General features: G+C 70.2%; 18 protein-coding genes. 4 read left to right on the top strand and 14 right to left on the bottom strand.

The window, feature by feature from the left end:
- Positions 1-12: 12 nt before the first annotated feature.
- From secA to IPM43_03400, 3 genes are read right to left on the bottom strand one after another with little or no spacing between them, the layout of a single operon-like run.
- Positions 13-2,868 carry a preprotein translocase subunit SecA gene (gene secA, locus IPM43_03390; GenBank protein QQS25436.1) on the bottom strand — a complete coding sequence of 952 codons (2,856 nt, stop codon included), beginning with the start codon at positions 2,866-2,868 and terminating at the stop codon, positions 13-15.
- Positions 2,820-3,629, bottom strand: coding sequence for a ComF family protein (locus tag IPM43_03395; GenBank protein ID QQS25437.1), 810 nt, complete (start codon positions 3,627-3,629; stop codon positions 2,820-2,822). Before IPM43_03395 ends, secA begins: the two co-directional genes overlap by 49 nt.
- Entirely contained in the window at positions 3,533-3,928 is a 396-nt protein-coding gene (locus IPM43_03400; GenBank protein ID QQS25438.1) for a hypothetical protein, read from the bottom strand. The genes IPM43_03395 and IPM43_03400 overlap by 97 nt, the downstream gene beginning before the upstream one ends.
- 260 nt (positions 3,929-4,188) lie before the next feature.
- Here IPM43_03400 and IPM43_03405 point away from each other — a divergent pair, with 260 nt between their 5' ends.
- Entirely contained in the window at positions 4,189-4,827 is a 639-nt protein-coding gene (locus IPM43_03405; GenBank protein QQS25439.1) for a hypothetical protein, read from the top strand.
- On the opposite strand, the gene IPM43_03410 is transcribed toward IPM43_03405, so the two are convergent.
- From IPM43_03410 to IPM43_03440, 7 genes are all read right to left on the bottom strand, one after another.
- The gene (locus IPM43_03410; GenBank protein ID QQS25440.1) at positions 4,821-6,278 is read right to left on the bottom strand and encodes an adenosylhomocysteinase; all 1,458 of its coding nucleotides are present in this window, start codon (positions 6,276-6,278) and stop codon (positions 4,821-4,823) included. The genes IPM43_03405 and IPM43_03410 overlap by 7 nt on opposite strands.
- A gap of 53 nt (positions 6,279-6,331) precedes the next feature.
- The gene (locus IPM43_03415) at positions 6,332-7,714 is read right to left on the bottom strand and encodes a hypothetical protein (GenBank protein ID QQS25441.1); all 1,383 of its coding nucleotides are present in this window, start codon (positions 7,712-7,714) and stop codon (positions 6,332-6,334) included.
- Between the two features lie 70 nt (positions 7,715-7,784).
- The gene (locus IPM43_03420; GenBank protein QQS25442.1) at positions 7,785-8,036 is read right to left on the bottom strand and encodes a Trm112 family protein; all 252 of its coding nucleotides are present in this window, start codon (positions 8,034-8,036) and stop codon (positions 7,785-7,787) included.
- Positions 8,037-8,052: 16 nt separating this feature from the next.
- Positions 8,053-9,408 carry a phosphomannomutase/phosphoglucomutase gene (manB, locus tag IPM43_03425; protein ID QQS25443.1) on the bottom strand — a complete coding sequence of 452 codons (1,356 nt, stop codon included), beginning with the start codon at positions 9,406-9,408 and terminating at the stop codon, positions 8,053-8,055.
- A gap of 14 nt (positions 9,409-9,422) precedes the next feature.
- The gene (locus tag IPM43_03430; protein QQS25444.1) at positions 9,423-12,146 is read right to left on the bottom strand and encodes a hypothetical protein; all 2,724 of its coding nucleotides are present in this window, start codon (positions 12,144-12,146) and stop codon (positions 9,423-9,425) included.
- 56 nt (positions 12,147-12,202) lie between these two features.
- Complete coding sequence (locus IPM43_03435) at positions 12,203-12,913, bottom strand: CPBP family intramembrane metalloprotease (protein ID QQS25445.1); 711 nt, start codon at positions 12,911-12,913, stop codon at positions 12,203-12,205.
- Positions 12,914-12,933: 20 nt separating this feature from the next.
- Positions 12,934-13,161, bottom strand: a complete 228-nt coding sequence (locus tag IPM43_03440; protein ID QQS25446.1) for a DUF3499 family protein — start codon at positions 13,159-13,161, stop codon at positions 12,934-12,936.
- A 117-nt stretch (positions 13,162-13,278) separates the two neighbouring features.
- Between IPM43_03440 and ftsH the strand changes: the two genes are divergently transcribed.
- Positions 13,279-15,246 (top strand): ATP-dependent zinc metalloprotease FtsH, encoded by a 1,968-nt coding sequence (gene ftsH / locus IPM43_03445; GenBank protein QQS25447.1) that lies wholly within the window; start codon positions 13,279-13,281, stop codon positions 15,244-15,246.
- A 4-nt stretch (positions 15,247-15,250) separates the two neighbouring features.
- Here the strand turns inward: ftsH and IPM43_03450 are convergent, their stop codons facing one another.
- Genes IPM43_03450 through IPM43_03460 form a run of 3 tightly spaced genes read right to left on the bottom strand, consistent with a single transcriptional unit; the run spans position 15,251 to position 20,368 of the window.
- Positions 15,251-15,706 (bottom strand): hypothetical protein, encoded by a 456-nt coding sequence (locus IPM43_03450; protein QQS25448.1) that lies wholly within the window; start codon positions 15,704-15,706, stop codon positions 15,251-15,253.
- A gap of 16 nt (positions 15,707-15,722) precedes the next feature.
- On the bottom strand, positions 15,723-17,162 hold the full coding sequence (locus tag IPM43_03455; GenBank protein ID QQS25449.1) for a hypothetical protein: 1,440 nt from the start codon (positions 17,160-17,162) through the stop codon (positions 15,723-15,725).
- Positions 17,159-20,368, bottom strand: coding sequence for a glycosyltransferase (locus IPM43_03460; GenBank protein ID QQS25450.1), 3,210 nt, complete (start codon positions 20,366-20,368; stop codon positions 17,159-17,161). The genes IPM43_03455 and IPM43_03460 overlap by 4 nt, the downstream gene beginning before the upstream one ends.
- Before the next feature lie 78 nt (positions 20,369-20,446).
- Between IPM43_03460 and IPM43_03465 the strand changes: the two genes are divergently transcribed.
- Together IPM43_03465 and IPM43_03470 are read left to right on the top strand one after the other, a co-directional pair.
- Entirely contained in the window at positions 20,447-20,605 is a 159-nt protein-coding gene (locus IPM43_03465; protein ID QQS25451.1) for a hypothetical protein, read from the top strand.
- A gap of 58 nt (positions 20,606-20,663) precedes the next feature.
- Entirely contained in the window at positions 20,664-21,992 is a 1,329-nt protein-coding gene (locus tag IPM43_03470) for a hypothetical protein (protein QQS25452.1), read from the top strand.
- Between the two features lie 11 nt (positions 21,993-22,003).
- Here IPM43_03470 and gmd read toward each other — a convergent pair whose 3' ends face one another.
- Positions 22,004-22,996: a GDP-mannose 4,6-dehydratase gene (gmd, locus tag IPM43_03475; GenBank protein ID QQS25453.1), complete on the bottom strand. Its 993-nt coding sequence runs from the start codon at positions 22,994-22,996 to the stop codon at positions 22,004-22,006.
- Between the last annotated feature and the right edge of the window lie 31 nt (positions 22,997-23,027).

Raw genomic sequence — 23,027 nt, forward strand, 5'->3', positions numbered from 1 at the left:
ACCGCTGCGCCATCAGGACGCGCCGTGGCAGAGCTTGTACTTCTTGCCGGAGCCGCAAGGGCATGGCGCGTTGCGCGGGGTCTTCTCCCACTCACCCTTCACCACGGTGCGGCTGGCGGGTGCCGGCCCCGCGCCGCTCGACGCCGACGAGGCGGCGGCTCCCGCCAGGCCGGCGGGCACCGGGGCCCGGGCCGCTCCGCGTTGGGGCGCCGTCGCGCCGGCTGCGGCCTGCGCGGCTGCCGAGGCCTCGCCGAGCGCCGACGCCGACGCGGGCGCGGTGTCGCTCGACGTCTGCTGCACGTTCTGCACCTGGTCGGGGGCCTGAGGCTGGTTCTGCACCACCTGGACGTGCATCACGTACCGCACGAAGTCCTGCGCGACGCCCTTCATCAGGCCGCCGAACATCTCGTAGCCCTCCCGCTGCCACTCGGTGAGCGGGTCCTTCTGGCCCATCGCGCGAAGGTTGATGCCCTCCTTCAGGTAGTCCATCTCCTCGAGGTGTTCGCGCCAGCGCTGGTCGATGATGCGCAGCATCACCTGGCGCTCGACCTCACGCATCACGTCGGGGCCGAGCTCGGCCTCGCGCTTTTCGTAGAACGCCGACGCGTCGGCCATGACGACGTCGTACATCTCGTCGGTGTTCTTGGTGCGCGCGAGCGTCGCGGCGTCGATCTCGGTCGGCCAGAAGGTGTTCAGCTCCTTGCCGAGACCATCGAGGTCCCACTCGTCGTCGGCTTCGCTCACACAGTGCGTCTCGATCAACGAGTCGACGGCGTCGGCGAGATACTCCATCGCCCCGGCCTTCAGGTCGACACCTTCGAGGATCTGGTCGCGGCGCTGATAGATCACCTTGCGCTGCTCGTTCATCACCTCGTCGTACTTGAGCACGTTCTTGCGGATCTCGGCGTTGCGCTGCTCGACCGTGCTCTGGGCGCGCTCGATCGCCTTGGTCACCATCTTGTGCTCGATCGCCTCGTCGTCGGGCAGGGCTCTACCCATCACCCAGCTCAGCGCGCCGGTGGCGAAGAGGCGCATCAACTCGTCCTCGAGGCTCAGGTAGAAGCGGCTGGCACCGGGATCACCCTGGCGCCCGGAGCGGCCGCGCAGCTGGTTGTCGATCCGGCGGCTCTCGTGGCGCTCCGAGCCGATCACGAACAGGCCACCGAGTCGGCGCACTGCGTCGCCTTCCTCTTGGCACTGCTCCTTGTACAGCGCGAGCAGCTCCGCGTAGCGCCGCCGCGCCAGCTCGCGCGCCGCGCGGTCTTCGTCCGACATCGCCTCGAGGGGGACCGGCAGGGCGAACTCGTCGAGCAGGGTCTCGGGGGCGTGGCCCTCCTTCAGCACCTCGCGCCGGGCGAGGCCCTCGGGGTTGCCGCCGAGCAAGATGTCGACGCCGCGACCGGCCATGTTCGTGGCGACGGTGATCGCGTGCAGCCGGCCGGCCTGGGTGACGATCTCGGCCTCTCGGGCGTGCTGCTTGGCGTTCAACACCTCGTGGGCGACGCCGCGCTTCGTGAGCATCCGCGAGAGGTGTTCGCTCTTCTCAACGCTCACCGTGCCGATCAGCACGGGCTGGCCACGCTCGTGACGCTCGACGATGTCGTCGACGATCGCACCGAACTTGGCCTCCTCGCTCTTGTAGATGAGGTCGGCCTGGTCGTCGCGGATGTTCGGGCGGTTGGTCGGGATCGGCACCACCTGCAAGCCGTAGGTGTTCATCAGCTCGGCGGCCTCGGTCTGGGCGGTGCCGGTCATGCCGGCGAGCTTGTCGTACATGCGGAAGTAGTTCTGCAGGGTGATCGTGGCCAGGGTCTGGTTCTCCTCCTTGATCTTCACCCCTTCCTTCGCCTCGACCGCCTGGTGGATGCCCTCGCTCCAGCGACGGCCCTCCAGGATGCGCCCGGTGAACTCGTCGACGATCTTCACCTCGCCGTTCTGGATGATGTAGTCCTTGTCGCGCTTGTACAGCTCCTTCGCCTTCAACGCGACCTGCATCTGGTGCACCAGGTTGCGCTGCACCTCGTCGTAGAGGTTCTCGACGCCGAGGGCGCGCTCGACCTTTTCGATGCCGGCCTCGGTCGGCATCACCACCCGCTTGTCCTCTTCGACCTCGTAATCGGAGTCGCGCGACAAGGTGCGCACGATCGACGCGAAGCGGTAGTAGAGCTTGGCCGCATCGGCGATGCGCCCGGAGATGATGAGCGGGGTACGGGCCTCGTCGATGAGGATCGAGTCGACCTCGTCGACGATCGCGTAGGCGTGGCCGCGCTGCACCTTGGCATCGAGGCGCGGGGCCATGTTGTCGCGCAGGTAGTCGAAGCCGAACTCGTTGTTGGTGCCGTAGGTGATGTCGGCGCCGTAGTCCTTGCGCTTCAGCTCCGGCTGCTCGCGATAGCCGGGCACGACCAGCCCGACATCGAGGCCTAGCCAGCGGTAGATGCGACCCATCCACTCCGAGTGGAACCGGGCGAGGTAGTCGTTGACGGTGACGAGGTGCACCCCACGCCCCGACAAGCCGTTCAGGTAGGCGGGCAAGGTGGAGACGAGCGTCTTGCCCTCGCCGGTCTTCATCTCGGCCACCCAACCGAAGTGGAGCGCCGCCCCGCCCATCATCTGCACGTCGAAGTGGCGCTGGCCGATCACGCGGTCGGCGGCCTCGCGGACCACCGCGAACGCTTCGAGCAGCAGGTCGTCGAGTGTCTCGCCGCGTTCGAGGCGATGGCGGAACTCAGCGGTCTTGGCGACGAGCTCGGCGTCGCTCAATTTCCGAATGGAGGCTTCGTGAGCGTTGATGTCGGGGACGAGAGACTGAAGCGCCTTCAGCTTCTTGCCTTCGCCGGCACGAAGGATGCGATCGAGGATTCCCATGCAGGGAGCGATGCTATCGGTCGGGTCGGCGCTGACCCGGGCGTGGCCGCGACTGCGGCGAGCACGACCTGGTCGGCCCCGGCGAGGCGCAAGGCGTGCGCCGCGGCATGCAAGGTGGCACCGGTGGTGACCACGTCGTCGACGAGCAGCACCCGCCGGGGGCGGCGGGAGGGACGGGCGACGAAGACCGGCCCGACCAGACGCTCCCGCCGTGTTCGCCCGGTCTGGGCGGCACCGTGGCGGCGGTGCAGCAGCCTGCGGCAAGGCACCTTCAGCTCCCTCGACAGGCACCGGGCGACCAGTTCTGCCTGATCGAACCCGCGCCGTTGGCGCCTCGCCGAGCCCGTCGGTGCCCAGGTGACGACGTCGACACGGACCGATCCGAGCCGCTCGGCCAGCAGCCGGGCGAGCAAGCCGGCGGCTCGGCGCTGGTTGCGGTACTTGAGCCCGGTGACGAGGTCGCGAGCGACGCCCTCGTAGCCGACGGCGGCCACCACGCCGGCCGGAGGATTGACGACGAAGCGCTCCTTGCCCCCGGCGAGCGAAGCTGCGCACGGAGCGCACAGCTCGCCGAGCGCCGGAGCCCCGCACGCCGGGCAGCGCGAGCCGAAGAGCGACCTCGACCAGAGACCGCCCCGCACCGCGCTCGCCCCCGGCCGGCCCGTCACGCCGCCGCCGAGCCGACGTGGGACCAGATGCGCGTCCCCCACCGCCTCACCACGGTTCCGACCGGGAAGCTCTTGCACACGAGCTCGATGCATTCGAGGTGCTCGTCGATGATCTCCTCGATCGTCTCGGGCTCGAGCAGCGAGGTCCACCCACCCCGCTCCAGCGAGTCGAACAGCGCGTCGCCCAGCTCATCCGCGTCGATCTCGGGCCGGTCGACGACCATCGCCGTGGTCGTCGACCGCTGGCTCGCCACCCCGACGAAGCCGCGCCCGAACGGGCTCGGTGAGTCGCACTGCATGACGTCGGGGTTCACCAGCTCGCCCTCGACGGCCCGGAAGAAGTCGCCGAGCAGCTCGCCCTGGAACTGCCTGGTGGCCACCAGCACCTTCATCTCGCTCTCCTTTCACCCTCTTCGGTCGTCACACCGAGGTACTTGGCACCGGGTCGCTCCCGGTATCAGCCGATCATCGCGAGGGGGTGTGACAGCCATGTCGCCCGCGAGGTCTTCACCGCGCTGACGAACCCACCTGCCGAGCTCCCCACATGCCCAGAGCTGCGCGCACTACGCACCGAACATGGTCTCCGCCTCACCATCGAACTGGCCGGTGCCGGCGTCGATGACGAACTCTGCGAGGGGTAGCGTCGCCTAGCGTGCCGCGCCGCTCCGCCGCCTTCCCCGAGCGCCTGGCGCGCTGCGTCTTCGGGTTGGCGCTCTTCGGTGCCGGCATCGCGCTGATCGTCGACGCCGACCTCGGCCTCGGCCCGTGGGACGTCTTCCACCAGGGCCTGAGCGAGATCACGGGCCTCTCGATGGGTCTCGTGATCGTGATCGTCGGGGTGCTCTTGATGCTGTTCTGGATCCCGTTGCGCCAGCGCCCCGGGCTCGGCACGGTGCTGAACGCACTCGAGATCGGAGTCGTCGTCGACCTCGCCGCGCCGCTCCTCGGCGTCCAGACCGAGCCGGTGGTGCGCTTGGGGCTGCTCGGGGCGGGCCTGGTGCTGATCGCTGCCGGATCAGGGCTCTACATCGGAGCCGGCCTCGGCGCGGGGCCACGCGACGGGTTGATGATGGGTCTGGCCGAACGGGGCGTGAGCGTGAGATCCGCCCGCACCGGGATCGAGCTCGTGGTGCTCGCGGCCGGCATCGCCCTCGGTGGAGCAGTCGGCGTCGGCACGATCGCGTTCGCCTTCGGCATCGGGCCGATGGTGCAGGTCTTCCTGCCGCTCTTCGATGCCCGCGGTGACGTCGCCGGCGCAACCGCTGAGGCGTTCGGGAGTGCGGATCAGTAGCGGTAGTGCTCCGGCTTGTAGGGGCCGCCGGGCTCGACACCCAGGTACTCGGACTGCTCGTCGGTGAGCTTGGTCAGCCTGACACCGAGCGCGTCGAGGTGCAGCGCGGCCACCTTCTCGTCCAGGCGCTTGGGCAGCACGTAGACGCCGAGGGGGTAGTCGGCGGTGTTGTTGAACAACTCGATCTGGGCGATCACCTGGTTGGAGAACGAACAGCTCATCACGAAGCTCGGATGCCCCGTGGCGCACCCGAGGTTCACCAGGCGGCCCTCGGCGAGCACGATGATCGAATGCCCGTCGGAGAACGTCCACAGGTCGGTCCCCGGCTTCAGCTCGTCGCGAACTGCTCCGCTGCGACCGAGACCCGCGATGTCGATCTCGTTGTCGAAGTGGCCGATGTTGCACACGATCGCGTTGTGCTTCATGCGGGTCATGTGGTCGATGGTGACGATGTCGGCATTGCCCGTAGCGGTGACGAACACGTCCGCGGTGGAGACGACGTCGTCGAGGGTCAGCACCTGGTAGCCCTCCATCGCCGCCTGTAGCGCGTTGATCGGGTCGATCTCGGTGACGATCACCCGGGCACCCTGGCCGCGCAGGCTCTGCGCGCAGCCCTTGCCCACGTCGCCGTAGCCGCACACGACCGCCGTCTTGCCGCCGAGCATCACGTCGGTGGCCCGGCAGATGGCGTCGACGAGCGAGTGGCGGCACCCGTAGAGATTGTCGAACTTGGACTTCGTCACCGAGTCGTTGACGTTGATGGCCGGGAACAGCAGCTCGCCCCGCTCGGCCATCTTGTACAGCCGCTTGACGCCGGTGGTGGTCTCTTCGGTGACGCCCAGCACTCCCGCCGCCATGCGGGTCCACTTCGTCGGGTCCTGCTTGATGCTGCGCTGCAGCAGCCCGAGCACGATCGCGAGCTCGGGGTTGGATGCGCTAGTCGGGTCGGGGACCTCGCCCGTGCGCTCGTACTCGACGCCCTTGTGCAGCAGCATCGTCGCGTCGCCGCCGTCGTCGAGGATCATGTTCGGGCCGTCGCCGTCGGGCCAGGTCATCATCTGGTCGGTCGCCCACCAGTACTCCTCGAGTGTCTCGCCCTTCCACGCGAAGACCGGCACCCCCGCCGGATCGTCGGTGGACCCGCTCGGGCCGACGACGGCTGCGGCGGCGGCATGATCCTGGGTGGAGAAGATGTTGCAGCTCGCCCAGCGCACCTCGGCCCCCAACTCGACGAGCGTCTCGATGAGCACGGCGGTCTGGACGGTCATGTGCAGCGATCCCGAGATGCGCGCGCCGCGCAGCGGCTTGGACGGGCCGAGCTCGGCGCGCAGGGCGCGCAGACCGGGCATCTCGTGCTCGGCGAGGTGGATCTCCTTGCGCCCGAAGGTGGCGAGCGACAGGTCGGCGACGCGGAAGTCGCGGCGCGCGGCGAGCGACGAGGGGTTGTTCATGGGGAGACTGCCTCCTACGAGGGCCACGGTGACGGGCGCGCCGAGTGTAATCGTCAGTCGGCCAGGACGACGGCGGCGACGTCGAAGAGATAGTCGACGTACCCGGCGGCGTTGAAGAAGCTGACCTTCCCCGCCGGCCCCAGCCGGACGAGGGCGAAGTTCGCCACGTCTTGGTACTCGCGCAGGTTGACGTTGCTGGCGTTCGGCAGGCCGACGTTGCTCGGGTAGACCGTGAGGAACGACTCGACGGGCACCGTCGGGTACTGGCGGCGCAGGTTGGCCGCGGTGAGGTTGCCGAACAGCGCCGACACGTTGCCCACCGGCTGGCCGTCGAGGCGCACGCTCGACGTGAAGGGCTCGAAGCTCCATTGCTCGGCCTGGCCCGGCCCGAGCGGCCGCGGCCGCGTGTCGACGGCACGGAACGGGTTGTCGAGGGGCACGATGCGCCCGGCGCGGGTGCCCTCGCTCGCCCCGGCGAGCAGATAGCCGACGACGTCGACGACGATGTCCGCGCTGCCCTGCTCGTTGAACACCCGGATGGCCCCGTCGGAGCCGACCGGGACGATCGCCAGGTTCGCCTTCACCTGGTTGCGAACCACGTTCGTGGTAGACGTCGACGGCCAGCTACCAGGGTCCTCGGCGAGGACCGACAGGAACGTCGACGTGCTCGCCGGCCGCTGGTTGACGACGGTGAGGTTCACGACCGCGCCCACGACGTTGCGGTTGTTCGGCACCACGTCGGGCACGACCGGCGTTATCCCGTCGGCACCGCGGAACGGGATGCGGCGCACCTCGCGGGCGCCGAGGGGCTTCGCGGACATGCGGGTGTCGACGATCCGCGTCGGCGAGAGCGACACCAGCCGCGCCCCGCGCGTCGTGGCACACGACGACGACACGAACCCGTAGACGTCGATCAGGACGTTGACCGATCCCTGGCCGTAGCCGACGACGGTCACCGCCACGTTGCCGCTGGCGTCGACGGGCAAGAACGCGAGGTCAGGGACCGAGCTCCCGGCGGTGAAGTTCACGTTGGAGGCGTCGGGCACCGCCGCCCCGGGCCGGTGAATGGTCAAGTAGCCGCCGACGGTGGCGCCGGTGACCGTGACGTTGGCGACGACGGTCAGGACCTGGCTCGCGTCGGTTGGCACGACACCTCGGGCGCCGAGCACCTTCGTCGTGAACGTCGCCCCACCCGGCGTGGCCGGACGCGCCCCGGTGGGGGATCCGATGGCGGCCTCCGGGCGCGAGTCGTAGATGCGGGTGGCCGGCAGGGGGTGGAACTCGCCGCCCGCGCCGAGGCCGCCGCAGGACTGGGCGAGGGCCGGCGCCGGGCCGAACACCCCGACCGTGACAGCCGTGAACGCCGTGACCGCTGTGAGCGCGAGCGTGATCACGTGCAGTGCACGCGGTAAACGTCGAACGGGGCGTCCGGGCATCGATTCGATGGTAGACGGGCGAGCCACGGCATTGACGTCACGCCGGCGCAGGCTGCACCGCCGGCCCATCTCAGCCACCGGTCGCAGTGAGCTCCCCCGCGGCGACGCGAGCGCCGAGCCGTGCGGCAACGGCGTCGTCGACGACCTCGGACTCGTCGATCAACATCACCGGGATGCCGTCGCGCACCGCGTAGCGACGGTGGGTGCGCGGGTTGTACAGGGCCTCCCCGCTCTCGCCGGCGTCGTCACCGGCGACGAGGTAGAGCACCCCGTGATCCTCCGGGCAGGCCAGCACTTCGATCAGCTTGGCGTCGAGTGGCATCGCGCGTCCTTTCGCGTCAGGCCGCGGTGATCACGGCGAGCACCTCGGCCACGTGGTCGTCGCACTCCGCCCGAGACGGCGCTTCGAGGTTGAGGCGCAGCAGCGGCTCGGTGTTGGAGGGGCGCAGGTTGAACCACCACGGCCCGCGGTCGACGGTGAGCCCGTCGAGGCGGTCCTGGCCGGCATCGGCGTAGACCTGCGCCACGCGCTCGATCACCGCCGACGGGTCCTCGACCTGGGTGTTGATCTCGCCGCTGGAGCTGTAGCGCTCGAACGGGCGGCGCATCAGCGACAGCGGGTCGTCCGACATCGAAAGCTCCTCGAGCATGATCAGCGACGCGATGAGCCCGGAGTCGGCGCGGTAGTTGTCGAGGAAGTAGTAGTGCGCCGAGTGCTCGCCGCCGAACACGGCGCCGGTCTCGGCCATGAGCTGCTTGATGAACGAATGCCCGACCTTGGTGCGCACCGGTACTCCACCGTGCTCACGCACGACCTCGGGCACGGCGCGGCTGCAGATGAGGTTGTGCAGGATCGTCGCCCCCGGGTGCTGGCGCAGCACGCTCGTGGCCAGGATCGCCGTGGTCGTCGACCCCGACAGCCCGCGTCCGGCCTCGTCGACGACGAACACGCGGTCGGCGTCGCCGTCGAAGGCCAGCCCGACGTCGAAGCCCCCGGCGACCACCCGCGCCTGCAGGTCGCGCTGGTTCGCCGGCTGGATCGGGTCGGCAGGATGGTTGGGGAACGTGCCGTCGAGCTCGCCGTACATCACCTCGAGGTCGACGAGCGGGAGGCGCTCGAACACGGCCGGCACGACGAGGCCGCCCATGCCGTTCGCGGTGTCGGCGACGACACGCATCGGGCGCAGCTTGGCGACGTCGATGAAGGACACGACGTGATCGGCGAAGGCAGAAAGCAGGTTGCGCGTGCTCATCCGGGCGGCCCGTGCCCCGGAAGGGGTGACGCATCCGGCGAGCACGCCCTCGGCGATGGCTTTCACCTCGGCGAGGCCGGTGTCGGCTCCCACCGGGCGGGCACCGGCCAGGCAGAGCTTGACGCCGTTGTACTGCGCGGGGTTGTGCGAGGCGGTGAACATCGCACCCGGAGCGTCGAGACGTCCGGCGGCGAAGTAGAGCAGGTCGGTCGATGCCAGCCCGAGGTCGACGACGTCGGCACCTTCAGACATCACCCCCCTGGCGAACGCGTCGACGAGCTCGACACCGGAAGGCCGCATGTCCCGGGCGACGAGCACCACGGAGGCACCGCTGAACCGGGCGAAGCCGATGCCGAGGGCGTGGGCGATGTCGGCGTCGAGCTGGTCCGGGACCGTGCCGCGGATGTCGTACGCCTTCACGATGGGGTCGAGCCTGGTCATGACGGTTGCCAACTCTACCCCGCACCTCCTGCGGGCGGCCGGAGCTGTCCGTCGACCCAGGCCTGCCCCTCGTCGTCGCCGGTGTCGTGGTGGACAGCGTCGTGGTGGACGGCGTCGCCGAGCGTCGGCTCGGCGCCGTCCTCGGTCGGCCCGGTTGGCTCGGCGTCGTCCTCGGCGCCGTCCTCGGCGCCGTCCTCGTCGTCGTCCTCGTCGTCGCCAGCGAGCGTGGCCTCGGTCGCGAAGCGGACCGGGCCGCGGCGCCACATCACGAAGCAGGCCACGATGCCGAGGAAGGTGAGCACGTAGGCCAACCGGTCGACCAGGCTCGGCTCGAAGTGCAGGCGCACCTCGGTGTCGGTCGGGACGACGACCATCATGTTCGGCGCGATGCGATACGGGCCTTGCGCTCCGTCCACCTGCCAGTTCGGGAAGTACGAGACGCGAACGACGACAGGCACGCCCACCTGGTCGACCGAGAACCGTACGGAGTCCTCGCCGACGACCACGTCGGTCACGGTCACATCGGCCAGCGCGACGGGTTCGATCGGCTGCACCGGGGTGACGATGTCGACGTTGCGGGAGTCGTCACCGGGCTCGCCGACCCGGCGCGACAGATCGATCTCGACGTCGATGCGCTGCCACTCCTCGGGGCCGTCGGCAGCGGGGGTCGCCGCCCATTCCTCGCGCTGTTGGAACCAGCTCGTGCCCACCTCCAGCCACCGCTCGCGCTGGTCACCGCCGCGCGCTTCGACCACGACCGGTTGCACGGCGAGCGGCACGACGAGCTCGGAGCCCTCCACCTCGAACACGTGCCACGGTCCGGCGGTTTCGATCAGCGTCAGCTCCGGCTGTGCCTTCGCCTCGGCCACCGCCTCGGGGCTGACGGCGAGGAAGTACCGCATCCCGAGATCCTGTAGGTAGGGCACCCCGATCGCGGCGATGTTGTTCTCGTAACGGAGCTCACGGACGGGGTTGGAACTCTGCTTGGACATCGCGGCAGTGGCGAGGAAGTGGAACGGGGTGGTGCCGGCGGCCTCGAAGAAGAGCCCTTCGCTCGACCCGATGCACCCGTCGGTCCAGAACGGCAGCAGCATCAGCGCCATCGTCGTGCCGTAGTGGTCGTTGTCGGCGTGGTTCTCGTACAGCGCGCGACCGCAGCCGCGCTCCTCGCCGATGGTCTTCATCGTCTGGACGAGCTCGTAGTACTCGCCGTAGTACGACTTCGCCTCGTAGCCGCTGAAGTTCCAGCGCGCCCAGCCGTCGACGAAGCCGCTGGAGTCGGCAGGGCCTTCGAAGACCCCGAGCCAGGTGTACTCGTTGCGCCCGTTCTCGGTCTGGAACGTCGCGCCGGGCAGGACCTGGAAGCGGAACCCGAGCACCAGCAGCGTGACCGCCGTCAGCGAGAGTGCCGTCACGGTGCTCGCGGCGAAGCGCCCGCCGCGATCGAGTGGCTCGTATTCCGACGGCTGAGCGCCGCGCTGCACGTCGCGCCGGAAGCGTTCGAGCTGTGCCCAACGCACCAGCCCCGCCACGATCTCGACCGCTCCTACGGCGGCCAACAGGTAACGGCAGAGGTTGACGAAGGGAAGCAGACGCGGGTTCCAGAGCAGCCCGATCACGGGGAGGCTGTCCTTGGTGAGGAACACGAGCGCGGTGAACACCAGCCCGGTGATGCCGATCCATGCCCCGGTGACCTGCCGGCGCACGATCGAGGCCACGAACCCGACGACGGCGAGACCGGTGAACAACACGTTGAAGAAGGGCGGGAGCGCGAAGAACATGTCCCAGTAGGACGAGAACGAGCCGCTGCCCGGCTCACCCTTGTACTTCATGTCGGTCATGAACGCGTGGTTGCCGACGAACGGCACGATCCAGAACGCGCTGAGCAGCGCGCCGGTGCCGGCCGTCGTGACGAACCACCGCAGGCGGCGGCGGTCGAACCACAAGAGGCCCATGATCAGCAGTCCGACGGTGACGAAGATGGCGACGATGCCGTGGCACAAGACGGCGAGCGCGACCACGATCGCCGCCTTCACGCGGTGCTCGCCGGTCTCGAGCCCACGGGCGAAGAGCCCGAAGCCGACCATGGCGAGCGAGAGCGCGATGGAGAACGAGAACTCGCCCGCCATCGTCGACGCCACGTTCCCGCCGTAGATCGTGTAGCTCTCGTCGAGCAGGTAGATCATCCCGACGACGGCGAACAGCTCCGGCAGGGGGTAGGCGAAGCGGGCGAGCCTGCCGAACAGGTACAGGCTGATCGGCAGCGTGACGATGCCGGCGACGGCGACGAGCTTGAAGGCGACGCCGTACGGCAGCACCACGTCGAGCGCCACGATCAAGAGCGCGGGCACCACCATGTAGAACCGGTACACGGGGAAGCCCGAGTACCAGTCCATCGACCAGCCGTTCAGCCTCCAGTTCGGCAGCAGATGGTCACGCAGATACGCCGGCGCCCACACGTGAGCGCCCATGTCGCCACCGGTCGGGGTGTTCACCTGCACGAGCAGGCTCGGCTGCACCACCTTCAGCGCGACGAACGTGCTGACGCCGACGAGCAGCACCCGCACGACGAGGGTCCACACACGCTCCGCGTCCCACGGCCGGGCGACGTCGGGAAGATCCGTCCCGCCGGAACGATCGCCGGCGTCGTCGGAAACCCCGCCGAGGCCGGCGGCGGCACCGTGCTCGTCGAGCGTGGCCACGGTGCTCGGCTGGACGTCGTCGATGACCTCACTCATGCGGAAGTGAATCCTGCCACCTGACCCTTCCGCGGTGGCGTCATCCAAGGCGTCGTCTAGGCGGCCGTGATCGCGAGCCCGACGACGTTGAAGGCGATGTGGGCAAGGATCGGCATCGCCAGCCTGCCGGTGCGTTGGAAGCAGAGCCCGAGGACGACGGCGAACGCGAAGAGGCCGGGCAGCTCCACCGGGCGCAGGTGGATGGCGGCGAACCATGCCGCTCCGATCACCACGGCGACGACGTCGAGCACACGCGCCTGGAGCGCCTGGAGGATCATCCCCCGGTAGACGAGCTCTTCGATGATCGGCGCGCCCAGGGCGACCATGAGCACCAGCACGACGAGCCACACCCCGTCGGCGCGGTCCCAGAGCTCACGAGCTCGCTCTTCCACCTTCTCCGAGGAGAACGTGTCCGGGAACCACGACTCGAGCGGCCAATAGACGAGCGGCACGAGCGCGAGCTGGCTGAGCACTCCGATCGGCACACCGGCCAGGTCTGCCGGCCGCATGCGCAGCCGGTAGTCGTCGGCGAAGCGCGCCGTGCCGAAGCGCTGCGACATGACGACGAGAGCGACCAGGAACGGCACCCACAGACAGGCGACGGAGGCCACCGTGACCCAGATCGGCCAGGAGTCGGGATCGGCGTCGCCGTACCCGGACAGGGCGATGACGACCGCCTGCGCAGGCAGAGCGACGACGTAGCAGGCGAGCCAGGCAAAGGCGGCGGCGCCGACCGTGAAGCGGGTCTGGTTCGTGGCCGGCCGCACAGCGGGCGACCCTACCGGGGTCAGCCAGCGAGGCGCGGGGAGAAGCTGAGAAGCACCCGCTCGCGGCGGTCCTCGAGCCGCCACCCGTTCGGGACCGAGAGCCGGGAGGCGTGACGCCCGCACATGTCGTAGGAGTGCGGGTCACGCTCGGAGCCGAGGTCGTCGAGCCACACCACGGCGCGGGAGTACTGGTAGGTGAGCGTCACCGATGCCGAGTCGACACAGCCCGTCCGCGAGCACAACCGCATGGCGGACAAGACTAGAGACGCCGACGTGAAGCCGTGGTGGATGGTCGCCGGCGCGCCCGGGCGTGTAGCTGCACCGTGACGGCGCGCTCGGTTGCCGGCAGCCGTAGCATGGTCACCATGAGCGAGCTGCCTCCCCCGCCGCCGCCCCCGCCGCCGCCCAAGCACCGCGCGCCCCAGCGCCCGGAGGGCGAAGGTCCGAACGGCAAAGCTGGTGGCGGCGCCACCGGCGGCAGGCCCGCGCTCCCCCGCTGGTCGCCCTGGATCCTGCTCGGGATCATGCTGCTGCTGCTTTTCGGCCAGCAGCTCCTTCCCGAGCCGAACCGCGAAGAGATCGGCTTCGACGAGTTCATCACCCAGGTGGAAGGTGGCGAGGTCGAGCAGGTCAAGCTGAACAACTCCACCCTCACCATCACCGGCACGTTCGTCACCGGCGACGAGTTCACCACCACGGCCCCTCCCGGCTTCCCCAACGAGACCGACCGCGAGCTGCTGCGCGAGAAGGGCGTCGAGTTCACGCCCACCACGCCGACCACGAACTGGCTGGTCAGCCTCATCCCGCTGCTGTTGCCGTTCGTGCTGATCATCGGGTTCTTGGTGTGGATGAACCGTCGCGCCCAGGGCCAGATGGGCAACGTGATGTCGATCGGGCGCAGCAGGGCCAAGGCGTACACCACCGATCGGCCGTCGACCACGTTCGACGACGTCGCCGGCTATGCCACGGTGAAAGAGGAGATCAAGGAAGTCGTCGACTTCTTGCGCATGCCGGAGCGGTTCAAAGAGATCGGCGCCCGGGTGCCGAAGGGCATCTTGCTCGTCGGCCCGCCAGGAACCGGCAAGACGCTGTTCGCGCGGGCGGTGGCGGGCGAGGCCGGGGTCGGCTTCTTGTCGGTCACCGGGTCCGACTTCATGGAGATGTTCGTCGGCGTCGGCGCGAGCCGGGTGCGTGACCTGTTCCAGCAGGCCCGCAAGATGGGCAGGGCGATCATCTTCGTCGACGAGATCGACTCCATCGGGCGCAAGCGCGGCGCCGGCCTGGGCGGCGGCCACGACGAGCGGGAGCAGACGCTCAACCAGATGCTGTCCGAGATGGACGGCTTCGAGACGTCCGAGGGCATCGTGATCATGGCCGCCACGAACCGGCCCGACATCTTGGACCCGGCGCTGCTGCGCCCCGGGCGCTTCGACCGCCAGATCGTCGTGCCGCTGCCGGAGTACGAAGAGCGCCTCGCGATCTTGAAGGTCCACAGCCGTGACAAGCGCATCGGCCCCGACGCTGACCTCGAGGTGATGGCCAAGGGCACGCCGGGGATGAGCGGCGCCGACCTCGCCAACCTCGTCAACGAGGCTGCCCTCTACGCCGTGCGGCGCGGCGCGAAGCAGATCGAGCGGATCGACTTCGAATCGGCGCGCGACCGGATCCTGATGGGCGCCCGGCGCGACTCCCTCGTGCTGTCGGCCGAGGAAAAGCGCGTCACCGCCTACCACGAGGGCGGGCACGCGGTGCTCGCCGCCGTCTTGCCCCACAGCGACTCGCTGCACAAGGTCAGCATCTTGCCGAGGGGCATGGCGCTCGGTGTCACCCACACCCTGCCCGAGGAGCGCCACAGCTACTCGAAGGAGTACGTCGAGGATCGCATCTGCATGGCCCTCGGTGGGCGCGTGGCCGAAGAGCTCGTGTTCGGCCAGCAGACGACGGGAGCGGCGAACGACCTCGAGATCATCACCGGGCTCGCTCGGCGGATGGTGCGTGAGTGGGGGATGAGCGAAAAGGTCGGCCCGATGGCCTGGCACAGCCAGCAGCAGGTGTTCCTCGGCGAAGACCTGATGACGGGCGGGCGCGAGTACTCAGACGACACCGCCCGCCTGCTGGACGAGGAGATGAACCACATCCTGATCGAGCAAGAGGACCGGGCCAGGGCGCTGCTCACCCAGCACCGCCGCGGCCTCGACCTCGTCGCCGCGGCACTGCTCGAACACGAGACGATCGACGGCAACCACGTCAGCCGGCTGATCCACGGAGCCATCGACGTGCCGGCGCGGCCCGCGGCGATGCCCGCCCCCAGCGCCGCTTCCGCCACCGACTAGGGCTTCACTCGGCGCGCTGGCACCCTTCGTGGGTCGGCGTCGACCCCGGGTCACGCACCTCGGCCACCGCACACCACAGGTCCGTGGCCGTGATCGGCCCGAGCACGCTGTGGCGCACCACACCCGCCGCGTCGGCGACGACCAGCGTCGGCACTGCGTCTATGCGGTAGCGCCGGTGGAGATCACGCCCGGTCGCGTAGTCCACCTCGTCCACCGCCACCTCGCGGCTCTCCAGCGCGGCGGCCTTGCGCGCCACGTCGGCGCAAACGTGACACGTCTCGGAGGTGAACACGACGACGAGCCATGGCGCGGCGGGGTCGGCGAAATCCGCGCGGTCGAGCTGGCTCGGAACATGCCACCTGGGCTGGGTCGGGGCGTCGGCGCGCCGGCGGCGATTCAGCAGGCTGGCAACGACGATCACGACCGCGGTCACGGCTGCGGCGAGGGCGAGCTGGGTCACGACGACGCGTCCCGCCTCACTCCGGGATGGCGAGCGAGCCGCTGCGCCCGCGCAGGTTCGGGTCACGCTCCAAGCGGCGCTCGACGATCACCGGGAGCTGACTCTCGACGACGAGCGAGCGCCCGAACGCGAGAGGCGAGGTGAGGTCGATCGACACGATGCCGTTGGCCGGCAGCGGGATCTCCTCCAGCCCGGGCACGGGAACCTCGCCACCGGGCCCGATCGCCTTCACCACCACCACCCCCTCGCTGAACGAGGTGTTGAGCACGACGATCACGTCTTCGATCGCGAGCTCGGTGCTGGTGACCGCGTGCCACCTCCCCGACAGCGCCGCGGTCTGCGCCCCGAGCACGACGGTGGTCGCCACCCCGTCCCCCGCCGGCTGGGTCAGCACGCGCTCGACGACGATCGAGTCGGAGGCGAGGGTGCTCACCACCACGCCGTGAGCTCCGTCGGGAACGCCGGCGATCGACGCGGTGTCGAACGCCACCACCTCACCGGCGGGAACGGTCAACGTGGTGTCGTCGATGATTCCCTCCACCGGGACGACGCCGAGCACCACCAGGTCGACTTCCACCGTCTCCTCGGTCGGGTTGTACACCATGTACTGCTCGGTGATGCCCTCGCCTTTACCACCGTCGGCGAACCACCACTGGTCGTCGAGCGACGGTGCACCGAGCGCGTTGACGAAGCCGATGCGCCCGCCGCCGACGAAGTGCTGGGACTTGGCGGCGACGAGCTGGCCGCTCGTCGCCTCGACCTTCACGGCGAGGACCGGTTCGTCGCGGGCGCCTGCTTCGGCGAGGGAGATCACCCGCACCGAGCGGGCAGGCACGACGTAGCCCTGGAAGCTCGTCGGCGCTCGCGGCCCCTCTGCGGTGACGAAGCCGATGTCGACGATGGTCGGCGCCGGGAACGGGTTGGTGAGCACGAGACGTTCCGTGGAGCCCTCGGCGGTGAAGCCGTCGGCGAAGTACCACGTCGACGAGGCGGAGTTCGCACAAGGCGCGACGGATGCTCCGGAGGGATGGATCGCTCGCTGCTCGACGATGCCCACGCCGCCGTCGAGCTCGACCACCGCGGCCGCGAACACCGCGGTGACGACCTCGTCGAGGTCCACCACGGTCTGCTCGCGGGCGGCGACGGTGAGCTGCTCGACGACGGGTGCCTGGTCCGGAGTGAGCACGGTGATCCGCCCGGTCAGCTCGACGTCGCTCGGATTGGCGACGATCACCTCACCGCCCTCCTCGCCGCTGCCCGAGTCGCCGACTGCGGGCACCCCCGGGCAGTACCACGTGCTCGTCACGAGCTCACCAGGAGGCACGATCGGGGTGCTCCAACGCGGCGGGTCGGCGAACTCGGCGATCGCCGCCGTAGGTCGCTCGCGCCCGACGACGAAGAGCGCGACGAAGCCGGCGAGGACCACCGCGACGAGCGCCAGCCGGCGGGAGGTCATTGCTGCACCTCCTGCGCATCGGTCTCCTCGGTGTCGAGGCGGATCACCGGCGGGCCGAAAGGCGACACCACGGGCACCGGCTGGCGCCGCCGCCACAGGCGCGACCACGGCAGGCCGAGCGCGACTAGAACGGTCGCCAACCACAGCAACCCCTGCAACACCAGTGCCAGCGTGCGGCTGGTCGGCTGCTCGTAGCTGAGCGTCGCGTCGCCGGCGGCAGGTGCGTCGAACGCGATCGTGGCACCGAATGCGCGCCGCGGCTCGATCTGTTCGCCGCCGAGATCGAGCTGCCACCGCTCGTCGTGTGCGAGCGCGACGTGGACGGTGCCGGCGGGCACGCGGTCCTCGCTCGCGCTCAGCGCGTCACTGCCGACGAACAGCGGACTCGACGTGCCGAGGTCGACGGAGACGAGTGCCTCGGCGCCGGCTTCGCTGCTGGCCTCACCGGCGGCCGCGGAGAGGGCGGAGCGCACCGGCAGCCAGGCCGTGTTCTCGTACACGACGAAGTCGGAAGAGCTGTAGGCACGCCGCAGATCGAGCTGGTCGCCGAGCGCAGCGAAGAGCCCGGCCGGCGGAGGCAGTGGTGATCCGGGGGTGGAGTTGACCCGGTCGAACAGGGGCACGACCACGTAACGGACTCCGAGGGGGGCGAGCAGCCGCCCGGCGCGAGCCGTCGAGCGCACCGCGATCGTGTCGAGTGCGGCTCCGACGGAGCGACGCTCCACGTCGTCGGGGCCGACCCAGGTCTCGGTGACTTCGTACGCGCCGTCGTCGTGCAGCGCGTACGCGACCCCGTCGGCGTAGCTCCACGACGCCACCGGCATCAGCCGTGGATCGCCGACGAACAACACCCGGTAGTCACCCTCCGGCACGGCGTCGGGCAGCAGCTCGCTCAGCTGGTCGGCGACGGAGATCGCCGGCTGGTGCCAGTGCCCGTCGGCCGCGGCGGCGATGCCCGGCACGATGCCGACGGCGACCGCGGCTGCGGCGAGGATGCCGACCGGCTGGCGCCAACCGAACCGGGCCCCGCGCACGTCGGCACGGAACGACCCGATGGCGACCGCCGCGCACAGGGCCAGCCCGACGGCCACGGGTGCGAGCAGGATCCCGGGTTCGGGGAGCCGCAGGGGCAGCGAGCCCTGGTCGTCGAGCAGGGCGAGGGCGCCGAACGCCAGCACGAGCACCGCACCGCGTGCCGCCCAGGCCAGCCGCCAGCCGCGCGCGACCAGCACTGCGGCGACCACCGGCAGGTAGAGCGCGATCGCGAGCGGGCCGAGGGTGGACGGTCCGACACCGAACCTGGCCAGCCGCGCGAGGCCGAGGTCGGCAGGTCCGGCCAGCTCGGGGCCGACCACTGCATCCCAGCCCCCGCTGTCGAAGTAGCGCGGCGTCCAGGGCAGGTGCAGCAACAGCGCCACCACGGCGGCGGCCAGCGCAGCTGCGACGCCGAGGAGGGCCGCAGCGAGCGAGGCCCTCACCAGCGCGGCCGCGACGAGCCAGGCGAGCGCGGCCACGAGGACGACGAGCACCACCGACGGGGAGAAGGCGCCGGCGACGGCAAGCACCAGCGCGAGAGCCGCCACCTGGCGCACCCTGCGTCCGAAGCTGACCGGCGCGACCACGTCGACGACGTCGTCGGGTTCGTGGATGCCCGCGTCGGCGAGACCGCCGACCCGGCGCACGAGGTGCAGCGACCACGGCACCGCGGCGTACGCGAGCACCGCCTGCCAACGCCCGGCCGCGGTGGCCGCGTAGGGCAGCGGCACGGCGGCGTAGACGGCCAGGCCCGCTGCCCGGGCCATCGCCTGGGGGAAGACGGTGCACAGCCTCCACATGCCGAGGTAGCCGAGCAGGATCACCCCGACGACGCCGAGCATGCGCAGCAAGCCCATGTTGCCGAGCAGCACCAAGCCACCGGCGCCGAGCACTCCGAACCCCGTCGGTGAGGCCCCGGTGCGGCCGAGTCCGGTCTGCCACCACCCGGAGCGGTACTCGTCGAGCAGCCCACTCGCCGAGTCGGGGAAGGCGAGCATCTCACCCACGGTGCGCACCCCGCCGCTGATCAGCCCGCGACCTCCGACGAGGCACAGCGCCAGCACCGCGATCCATACCACACCGGTTACCGGGCTGACTTCGCGCACGCGGGCGCGTCGGCTCTCCGGCGAGCGCACGGCCACCGTCGCCCCCCGCGATCGCAAGTAGGCGCCGAGGCGAGCACTGCCCCTCAGCTGGAGCCCGGCGACCTCGCGGTCGGGGACCTGGCGCAGGTGCGCGATCTCGCGCCGGCGCGAGGCGATCGATCCCGCTTGCGGCACGAGGCCCATGTACGCCCGCAGCGCCGCCGCCGCCGACCCGGCCCGCCCGGTGAAGACGCCGACGACGAGCTCGGTCAGGTTCAGCAGCAACAGCACCGGCAGGAGGGCGAGGAAGCGCCACCGACCGGTGAGCGTGGCGACCGCCCGCAGACGGTGGCGAGCCGAGAGCGAGCGGTGGGCCAGGTCGGGTTGCCGCTCCTGCATGCGGCCCCTGTGCCTCGCGCGCGCGGACGGCACGACCAGGACACGTGCCCCCGACAAATGCGCGCGCCAGCAGAGCTCGCGGTCCTCCCCGTGGAAGGACATCTCCGGGTCGAAGCCGCCGAGCGCGCGGAACAGGTCGGCGCGCACGAGCAGGCACGCCGAAGACACGACGAAGACGTCGCGCACCGCGTCGTGCTGCTCTTGGTCCACCTCGCCCCGTTCGACCAGGCCGTCGAGCTCGCCGAAGCGGTCCATGTCGAACCCGACGTGCTGCAACACACCTGGGTCGTCCCAGTCGACCAGCTTCGGCGCGACGATGCCGGCGTTGGAGCGGTAGAGCTCCTCGACGAGCACGCTCACGGCGTCGGGCTCCAACGCGACGTCGTCGTGGAGCAGGCAGAACAGCCCGGATTCGCCCTCGACGAGGCGCATCACCTCGTTCGCGGCCGGGCCGAAGCCGGGGTTGGCGCCGAGGGCACGCACGTGGGCACGGGGTAGCACGGCGCCGACGCGGGCGCGAACGGCGGCGGCTTCCTCCTCGTCGGCGGTCGCCACGAGGAAGAGCAGCTTCAGGTTCGGGTAGTCCTGGTCGGCGAGCCCGTCGAGGACCTCGTCGAACCACGGGCCCGGGTCGTGGACGACGACCGTCGCGACGACAGCAGGAGCGCTCGGGGTGACGGCATCCACGACTGGGCGAGGCTAGCGGCCGTCGGCGTCGGTCCCCGGTCACGCGACCCCGACGGGGCCACGGGTAGCGTGACTGCCATGTGCGTGCCCGCCAAGATCACCGACCAGACGAAGGACGCGTTCTACGTCGCCGTCGGCTTCGGTGTCCTCGCCGTTCAGCGTGTGATGGCCGGGCGCCGCGATCTGCTCGAGATGCTCGACGAGCGCCTCGGCGACTCCCGGCGCCAGCCGGCCTGACCCGGGCGAAGCGCGCATTCCGGTCCCGGCGCCGGGCGCGCCGCTAGCGTGAGGCCCCTTGGCGGCAGACCCCGAGACCGATAAGGCGACCAGCCGGCTCCCCCTACCCGAGGGCACCCTCCCCGTCGGCTTGGGCCTGCTCATCGCCGGAGTATCGAGCTACGCGTTCTTCAAGGTCGGCCAGGTCGCGCTCGGCAAGGAGGCGTTCAAGCCGATCGTCGCCCTCTGGTTCGCGACGTTCATCCTGGCCCCGGGCTTCTTCCTGCCGCTGGAGCAGGAGCTCGGCCGGGCGCTCGCCCATCGGCGCGCCCTCGGACAGGGCGGCCTGCCCGTGGTCAGGCGCATCGTGCCCCTCGGCCTCGGCATGGCGGCGATCGTCATCGTGACCGTGCTCGGGCTGTCACCGTGGATCACGCGCGAGTTCTTCGAGGGCGAGGCCGTCGTCACGGTCGCCCTCGTCGTGGCGTTCGCGGCATACGCACCCGCCCACCTCGCCCGAGGCATCTGCTCGGGGACAGGGCGCTTCGCCTCGTACGGCATCGTGATGGGAGCCGACGGCCTGGCCCGCATCGTCGGCTGCGTGGCGTTGTGGCTGCTCGGGGTCAAGGCCGTCGGTGCGTTCGCGATGGTCGTCGCGATAGCACCGCTCACCGGAGTGGCGATCGTCGTCGCCCGCCGCCGGCTGCGCACCCAGCCGGGCCCGCCCGCGCAGTGGTCAGAGGTCACCCCGAACCTCGGCTGGCTGCTGCTCGGCTCCGTGCTCGCCGCCGGTCTGGTGAACGCCGGCCCGATCGCCATCGACCTCGCCGCCACCCCGGCCGAGGCCGAGGCGGTCACCAGGTTCGGCAACGCCGTCCTGCTCGCAAGGGTGCCGCTGTTCCTCTTCCAGGCGGTCCAGGCAGCACTGCTGCCGAGGCTCGCCCGCCTCGCCGCGCGCGGCGACCTCACCGAGTTCCGCCAGGGGTTCCGGCGCCTGATGTGGGTCGTGGTCGGGGTGGGTGTGCTCGGCGTCACGGGAGCGTTCACCCTCGGTCCGTGGGCGCTCGACGTGGTCTACGAAGGTGGCATCGGCCGGCGCACGCTGACGATGCTGGCGCTCGGCAGCGCCCTCTACATGGTGGCCCTCGCCACCGCGCAGGCGGTGATCGCCCTCCACGGGCACGCGCTCGTCGCGATCGGTTGGACCGCCGGAATGGCGGCGTTCGTACTCGTCACCTTGGTGGCGAGCGACGACCTGTTCCTGCGCGTCGAGCTCGGCCTGGTCGCCAGCTCGTTGGCCTCGCTCGTGGTGTTCGCCCTGGCCTTGCGGCGACTGCTCGCCTCCGACGCGCGGGCCGACCAGGGTTCGATCCTCGAAGCGGTCACCGACTTCCCGCTGGAAGGCTGACCGCGGCTCGCCTAGCGGGTGATGCCGGCCTTCTTCGCCTCGAGCCGCAGGTCGTGCTCGACCATCAAGCGCACCAGCCCCTCGAAGTCCACCTCTGGCTGCCACCCGAGGCGCTCGCGCGCCTTGGTGGCGTCGCCGATCAGCAGGTCGACCTCGGCCGGGCGGTAGAACCGCTGGTCCTGGCGCACGTACGGGCGCCAGTCGTCGATGCCCACCTCGGCGAAGGCCCGCTCGACGAGCTGCTCGATGGAGTGCGTCTCTCCGGTGGCGACCACGTAGTCGTCGGGCTCGTCCTGCTGGAGCATCAGCCACATCGCCTTCACGTAGTCGCCGGCGTAGCCCCAGTCGCGCTTGGTGTCGAGGGTGCCGAGCACCAGCTCGTCCTGCAGACCGAGCTTGATCCGCGCGGCCGCGTTGGTCACCTTGCGGGTGACGAACTCGAGCCCCCGGCGCGGCCCTTCGTGGTTGAACAGGATCCCCGAGCAGGCGTAGAGGCCGTAGCTCTCGCGGTAGTTCACCGTGATGTCGTGGCCGAACACCTTGGCACAGCCGTAGGGCGAGCGCGGGTGGAACGGGGTCATCTCCGTCTGCGGGGTCTCGCGCACCTTGCCGAACATCTCCGAGGACGAGGCCTGGTAGAAGCGCATCGGGTTGTTCTGCGAGCCGCCGACCATGCGCACGGCCTCGAGCATGCGCAGCACGCCGAGGCCGGTGACGTTCGCCGTCAGCTCGGCCTGGTTGAACGACAGCGCCACGAACGAGATCGCGCCGAGGTTGTACACCTCGTCGGGCTGGGCGTGGTCGAGGGCCTTGACGAGCGAGGGCAGATCGGCGAGATCGCCGGGGACGGGCTCGACGAAGGCGAGGTCGTCGCGCAGCATCTCCGAGCGCGGGTTGTTCTGGCCCTTCACCATCCCGAACACCTGGTAGCCCTCCTTGTGCAGCAGTTCGGCGAGGTGCTGGCCGTCTTGTCCGGTGATGCCGGTGATGAACGCTCGGGGCATGGGCTCTCTTCTCGGAGGTCGGGACGCTGCC

Source organism: Actinomycetota bacterium, from assembly GCA_016700055.1.
Classification (GTDB): domain Bacteria; phylum Actinomycetota; class Acidimicrobiia; order Acidimicrobiales; family Ilumatobacteraceae; genus Kalu-18.

Excerpts from the sequence above, each read along its gene's own strand:
- secA (QQS25436.1), bottom strand. The coding sequence starts at position 2,868 with ATGGGAATCCTCGATCGCATCCTTCGTGCCGGCGAAGGCAAGAAGCTG.
- IPM43_03395 (QQS25437.1), bottom strand. The coding sequence starts at position 3,629 with ATGCATCGAGCTCGTGTGCAAGAGCTTCCCGGTCGGAACCGTGGTGAG.
- IPM43_03400 (QQS25438.1), bottom strand. The coding sequence starts at position 3,928 with ATGAAGGTGCTGGTGGCCACCAGGCAGTTCCAGGGCGAGCTGCTCGGC.
- IPM43_03410 (QQS25440.1), bottom strand. The coding sequence starts at position 6,278 with ATGAACAACCCCTCGTCGCTCGCCGCGCGCCGCGACTTCCGCGTCGCC.
- IPM43_03415 (QQS25441.1), bottom strand. The coding sequence starts at position 7,714 with ATGCCCGGACGCCCCGTTCGACGTTTACCGCGTGCACTGCACGTGATC.
- IPM43_03420 (QQS25442.1), bottom strand. The coding sequence starts at position 8,036 with ATGCCACTCGACGCCAAGCTGATCGAAGTGCTGGCCTGCCCGGAGGAT.
- manB (QQS25443.1), bottom strand. The coding sequence starts at position 9,408 with ATGACCAGGCTCGACCCCATCGTGAAGGCGTACGACATCCGCGGCACG.
- IPM43_03430 (QQS25444.1), bottom strand. The coding sequence starts at position 12,146 with ATGAGTGAGGTCATCGACGACGTCCAGCCGAGCACCGTGGCCACGCTC.
- IPM43_03440 (QQS25446.1), bottom strand. The coding sequence starts at position 13,161 with ATGCGGTTGTGCTCGCGGACGGGCTGTGTCGACTCGGCATCGGTGACG.
- ftsH (QQS25447.1), top strand. The coding sequence starts at position 13,279 with ATGAGCGAGCTGCCTCCCCCGCCGCCGCCCCCGCCGCCGCCCAAGCAC.
- IPM43_03455 (QQS25449.1), bottom strand. The coding sequence starts at position 17,162 with ATGACCTCCCGCCGGCTGGCGCTCGTCGCGGTGGTCCTCGCCGGCTTC.
- IPM43_03465 (QQS25451.1), top strand. The coding sequence starts at position 20,447 with ATGTGCGTGCCCGCCAAGATCACCGACCAGACGAAGGACGCGTTCTAC.
- gmd (QQS25453.1), bottom strand. The coding sequence starts at position 22,996 with ATGCCCCGAGCGTTCATCACCGGCATCACCGGACAAGACGGCCAGCAC.